The sequence below is a fragment of the Methanospirillum sp. genome (genome assembly GCF_035406105.1).
GTDB lineage: Archaea > Halobacteriota > Methanomicrobia > Methanomicrobiales > Methanospirillaceae > Methanospirillum.
Genome location: NZ_DAONKG010000187.1, coordinates 1 through 4,879 on the forward strand (window position 1 = coordinate 1; position 4,879 = coordinate 4,879).

General features: G+C 47.0%; 6 protein-coding genes. 3 read left to right on the forward strand and 3 right to left on the reverse strand.

The window, feature by feature from the left end:
• Positions 1 to 123 precede the first annotated feature (123 nt).
• The 3 genes from PLA23_RS10470 (at position 124) to mch (ending at position 3,670) form a co-directional block, all read left to right on the forward strand.
• A complete protein-coding gene (locus PLA23_RS10470; RefSeq protein WP_324330888.1) occupies positions 124 to 318 on the forward strand; it encodes a rubredoxin in 195 nt (64 codons plus the stop codon).
• A gap of 126 nt (positions 319 to 444) precedes the next feature.
• A complete protein-coding gene (locus PLA23_RS10475; protein WP_324475142.1) occupies positions 445 to 2,643 on the forward strand; it encodes a PAS domain S-box protein in 2,199 nt (732 codons plus the stop codon).
• Positions 2,644 to 2,713: 70 nt separating this feature from the next.
• Positions 2,714 to 3,670, forward strand: a complete 957-nt coding sequence (gene mch / locus PLA23_RS10480; RefSeq protein WP_324331782.1) for a methenyltetrahydromethanopterin cyclohydrolase — start codon at positions 2,714 to 2,716, stop codon at positions 3,668 to 3,670.
• On the opposite strand, the gene PLA23_RS10485 is transcribed toward mch, so the two are convergent.
• The 3 genes from PLA23_RS10485 to PLA23_RS10495 form a co-directional block, all read right to left on the reverse strand.
• On the reverse strand, positions 3,667 to 3,945 hold the full coding sequence (locus PLA23_RS10485; protein ID WP_324331780.1) for an NADH-quinone oxidoreductase subunit I: 279 nt from the start codon (positions 3,943 to 3,945) through the stop codon (positions 3,667 to 3,669). The genes mch and PLA23_RS10485 overlap by 4 nt on opposite strands.
• 37 nt (positions 3,946 to 3,982) lie before the next feature.
• Positions 3,983 to 4,447 (reverse strand): hypothetical protein, encoded by a 465-nt coding sequence (locus PLA23_RS10490; RefSeq protein ID WP_324475143.1) that lies wholly within the window; start codon positions 4,445 to 4,447, stop codon positions 3,983 to 3,985.
• A gap of 9 nt (positions 4,448 to 4,456) precedes the next feature.
• A partial coding sequence (locus PLA23_RS10495; protein ID WP_324475144.1) for a pyridoxamine 5'-phosphate oxidase family protein occupies positions 4,457 to 4,879 on the reverse strand: 423 nt, incomplete at its 5' end.

Sequence of the window (4,879 nt, forward strand, 5' to 3'; positions counted from 1 at the left end):
CCTGGATGAGGGGGGCATCTGTGCTCGGGTAATTGCATCCGGACGGTTCATGATAGAGCTTCTATTCATTGCTATAAGTATCCACCTGAAAGGTCATAACCTGAAAAAACTCATACCTATACCATGCAGCGTGTAGTATCAAGCACGACCAAAAAAGAAGGAATCTGGCGCTGTGATCCCTGTCGGTGGTATTACTACCCGGATAAAGGCGATCCGACCCAGAACATACCTCCAGGAACACCCTTTGAAGATCTCCCCTCCACCTGGAGATGTCCAGTCTGTAAAGAACCAAAGTCAGCGTTTACCTTCGTTCGGTAGTCTCCTGATAATAATTCCGGTCTGCCTTTTGATACGGGTAATGTGTGTTTGGAAGAAATTTGAAGAGTCAGGTGGTTCTCATATCACCACGTTTATCGTTTGTCAGAGTAACCATTGATCCAATACATGGCCATCTCCGTCCTCTATGTGGATGATGATACCGATTATCACCTCATCGTCTCAAAATTTTTTGAAAGAGAAGGGGGTCTGTCAGTTACATTCTGCTCTTCAGCACAAAAAGCCCTTGATGTTTTAACGCAGGAATCATTTGATGTAATCGTATCTGATTATCAGATGCCGGTAATGGATGGGCTCTCTCTTCTGAAAGAGGTGAGAAAACGGTACGAACGGCTTCCGTTTATCCTCTTTACCGGGAGGGGCAGGGAAGAGGTGGCCATTGCAGCGATCAATAACGGGGCTGACTATTACCTGCAAAAGGGCGGGGACCCCATCAGCCAATTCACCGATCTTATCCATAAGATCCGTTCCCTCTACGAGAAAAGTGCAGCTGAAAACCTGGCACGGGAGAATGAACGCCGGTTTCAACAGACCCTTGACCGGATTCATATGGTTGCGTTTCAACTGGATGAGGAGGGGATAGTCCGGTATTGTAACGATTATCTGCTTTCACTGACCGGATGGAAACGGGAGGAGTTTCTTGATCACAATTTCTTCGAGTTGGCGGTCCCTCCTGATATTAGGGAGATGAAAAAACGCTTATATAAAGAGGCCGTTTTTAAAGAGCGTATCTCACAGCATGAGGAGATGAAGATTCTTCTCCGGTCAGGTGAGATCCGGGATCTTGATATCATCAATACTGATCTCCGGGATGAAAAAGGCCGGTTTCTAGGGTATATGTGTATCGGTGAGGATGTCACTGATAAAAAACGAGCGAGACGTGAGGTCTTGTCCTGGAAACAGCGGTATGAGAAGTTAACAGCCCGGACCGGTCAGGTTGCGTATGAATATGATATCGATAAGGACATCCTTCTGCTCAATGAGAATGCCAGTCAGGTTATCGGGTATACTCCGGAGGAACTTCGGGATGGAAAAGAACGGTGGCTTCGTATTATCCATCCGGATGATTATCAGAGGGTGTATGATGCATTCCTGTGGGCGGTTACCGAATCAAAAGAGTTTCATCTGGAGTATCGGATCAAGCACAAGAACGGTGCTTATATGTGGATTCAGATCCAGGGTTTTTTTGATCAGTTTCCTGAAAACGGGACGAAGATAATTGGAATAATCACGGATATTACCCGTGAGAAGGAGGCAGAGATCACCCTGTATGAGAACGAGCAAAAGTTCAGTACATATCTGGAGAAGGCCCCGTATGTTGTGTTTACTCTCAATAAAACCGGGAATATCACGTACATGAATCCGCTTGGTCTGAAGATATCCGGCTATTCATTTGAGGAGATCACCTCGATGAATATTTTTGATCTGGTCCTTCCCCACGAAAAACCCCAGCATGAAGCGTACTTTCAGACGCTGCTTGAGAAGGGATGTATTCATCAGACGTTTACTCTGACGTTTAAGAGTGGAAAAAGTATTCATGCAGCAGTTGACGCGGTTCTTCTTGCCGGAGGAGAGATTCTCGGATTTTGCCAGGATGTGTCCGAGGCAGTGGCGAAAGAGAAAAAAATAACTGAGATATCACGAAAGCTCCGGCTTTTACAGTCAATCACCCGGCATGATGTGATAAACGTTATCACGTCTGTGAGGGGGTATCTGTATCTCCTCAAAGAGGCTGAAGATGAGAGAGAACAGGAAGAGATTTGGAAAACACTTCTGGGTCTTGTAAAAAGGATTGAGGACCTGATTTTATTTTCCCGGGAGTATGAGCAGATAGGTGTCCACAATCCGACATGGCAGAATATTGTGCAGATTGTTGAAGGGATTCATCCCTCAGGTATCTCCGTCAGGTGCACAGTTCCGAAGAATCTGGTGGTATACGCAGATCCCATGCTGGATCATGTCTTTTCAAATCTCTACCATAATTCAGTCATGCATGGCGGAACAGTATCAGAAATCTCCTGCTTTATGGAACATGATGATCAGGGCATCAGGATCATATGGGAGGATAACGGGACAGGAATTCCTGCTGAAGAGAAAGATCGGATATTTTTACTTGGATATGGAAAAAATTCCGGCTTTGGTCTGTATTTTATATCAGAGGTGCTGGCCATGACTGGCATTACCATCACCGAGACCGGTGAGTATGGAAACGGGGCACGGTTTGAGATCCATGTGCCGGCGGGCATGTACCGCTTTGATGGGGAAGAGGATGAAACCCGTCGTTCGAAAGAGGAGTTCAGTCTTTGATGGAACGAAGAAACGATGTTGTTTTATGTGTATGCAACCACTGATCGGATAAGCAGTATTCTTGACAGATATGATTAGTGTCAATACCAATGCCCTGCCCATTGTGCTGGATATGATGCGCAACTCAGAAATATTGGGCATCAGAGTTCATACCCTTGAAAATGGCGCTACGGTTATTGACTGCGGCGTCAGGGAGAGCGGGTGTTATGAAGCAGGTCTTCAATTCCTCAAGGTCTGTGCAGGTGGCCTCATCGAACCTGCTCTTGTGCACCAGCCGATTGCAGGGAAGGTATTTCCATTTGTCCACCTGACCGTCATGCATCCGATTATCGCCTGCCTCGGCTCTCAGAAGGCCGGATGGATGATCAGACGAAACAGGTTTTTTGCGATGGGCTCCGGCCCTGCCCGGGCACTGGCATTAAAGCCGAAAGGGACCTACCAGACAATCCAGTACTCTGATGCTTCAGATATCGCTATTATTACTCTGGAATCCGGTATGCTTCCTGATGAGGATATCTGTGAATACATTGCAGAACAGTGCGGTGTAACCCCTTCAAATCTTTATGCCCTTGTTACTTCCACGAGAAGTATCGTCGGTTCCATCCAGATATCAGGGAGGATTGTCACTATGGCGATGCACAAACTTGAAGAGATGGGGTATGTTCTCTCTCATATTATCAATGCTGCCGGAAGATCTCCTGTTGCCCCGGTGAAGCAGACATTTGAGCAGGCGATGGGAGTGACTAATGATTGTAACATCTATTATGGTTCGGTCATCATCTCAACCAGACTCTATTCTGATGCATTTTCAAAGATAACATCTGACAATTCAGAGATGTATGGGCGTCCATTTTATGAACTGTTCAGAAATGCGAATTATAATTTTGTTAAAATTGGTTCATATCTTGGATTCTCACCGGCAGAGCTGACGGTACATGACTGGTCAACGGGAAAGGTCTATCATTTTGGCAGGTTAAACGAAGAAGTCCTCCTCACCTCTTTTCAGGCAACATATGACCTGACTTAAACCGGCTGTTTTTCTTCCAGATATCTCTTCTTTGCCATATCCACGTAGGTCGTCATTTGTACGGCCCCGACAATGCAGGCTTTTGCGCATCTGCCGCATCCGATACAGGTGTCAGGGTTCGTTACCCATGCCTTAGGGACTTTCATATTTTCATTATCGAGGAGTTCTATTGAACCGGTCGGGCATACCGGAATACAGTCTCCACATCCCTCACAGGCAAAGGGTTCAAACCAGGGGAATTTTTTTTGGGGGGTGCCGGTCTCTTCTTCTCCCATTTTGGGATATGTTGAAAAAAGAGGTTTTTATATCTGTCTATTTTCCCGGTATATCTGTCCAGCGTGCCTTCTCCCAGGCAACCAACACTTCGGGCGTCATAATATCAAGGCGCTGACCTGCTTCTGCACCAGGCTTTGTGCAGTAGAGTTCTGCGAGGTCGACGATCAGGACTGCGTCGGTTGCAATACCCGATGCCATTCCCTTGATCGCTTCAAACTCAGCACCAGATCTGAGTACTTTGCCTTTTCCCTTGAACTGATATGCGGCACGGATGCCCCCCTGCTTCGACACTCCGAACGCGACCCATGGGTTTTTTATGAGGGCCTCCTCGATGACTCTGATCTCACCCTTCTCCATGGCAAAGGAGACCTGGTCTGGTTTTGTGACGTGGGCAAATCGTGCTACGGTAACGAAAGGGACACCTTCCGGTGTGGCAACACAGAGGTGGCATCCCATCCGTTCAATCCATGCTTTCATCCGTTCTGTCAGAACAATTCCCATATCTTCACCTCACTGGATCCGTTCTCCGGTTTTTCCCCTCTCAATTGAATAGATCTCCTCTACATGGAGAACGACAACGCCCCGCTGAGCTGGTTTTGGAAATACGATGTCAGGTGGAACTTCCTTTGGTGGTTCGAGTGCAGCCCAGTCTCCCCATGCATCCAGTATTTCCTTTGCTGTTACCCCGTACCAGTCAAAATCCGGAGGGAACCCGTATTCGATGTCAACTGCCTTTCCTTTAAAGACCCAGTCCCTTCCGGAATCCAGCGGGTGGCAGATGGCAATGCTGCATTCCGGGTTTTCCTTCAGGTTCATCTTGGTCTTGAGCAGAAACATATCAGATATTAGGATCTTGTCATCGCCGTGGGTAGCCACAAATCTCATTGCTGCGATATTTGGTTTTCCATCAAGACTACTTGTTGCCATGTAAAC

What these genes read in the sequence shown, in the direction of transcription:
- PLA23_RS10470 (WP_324330888.1), top strand. Translation starts at nt 124, where the DNA reads ATGCAGCGTGTAGTATCAAGCACGACCAAAAAAGAAGGAATCTGGCGC.
- PLA23_RS10475 (WP_324475142.1), top strand. Translation starts at nt 445, where the DNA reads ATGGCCATCTCCGTCCTCTATGTGGATGATGATACCGATTATCACCTC.
- mch (WP_324331782.1), top strand. Translation starts at nt 2,714, where the DNA reads ATGATTAGTGTCAATACCAATGCCCTGCCCATTGTGCTGGATATGATG.
- PLA23_RS10485 (WP_324331780.1), bottom strand. Translation starts at nt 3,945, where the DNA reads ATGGGAGAAGAAGAGACCGGCACCCCCCAAAAAAAATTCCCCTGGTTT.
- PLA23_RS10490 (WP_324475143.1), bottom strand. Translation starts at nt 4,447, where the DNA reads ATGGGAATTGTTCTGACAGAACGGATGAAAGCATGGATTGAACGGATG.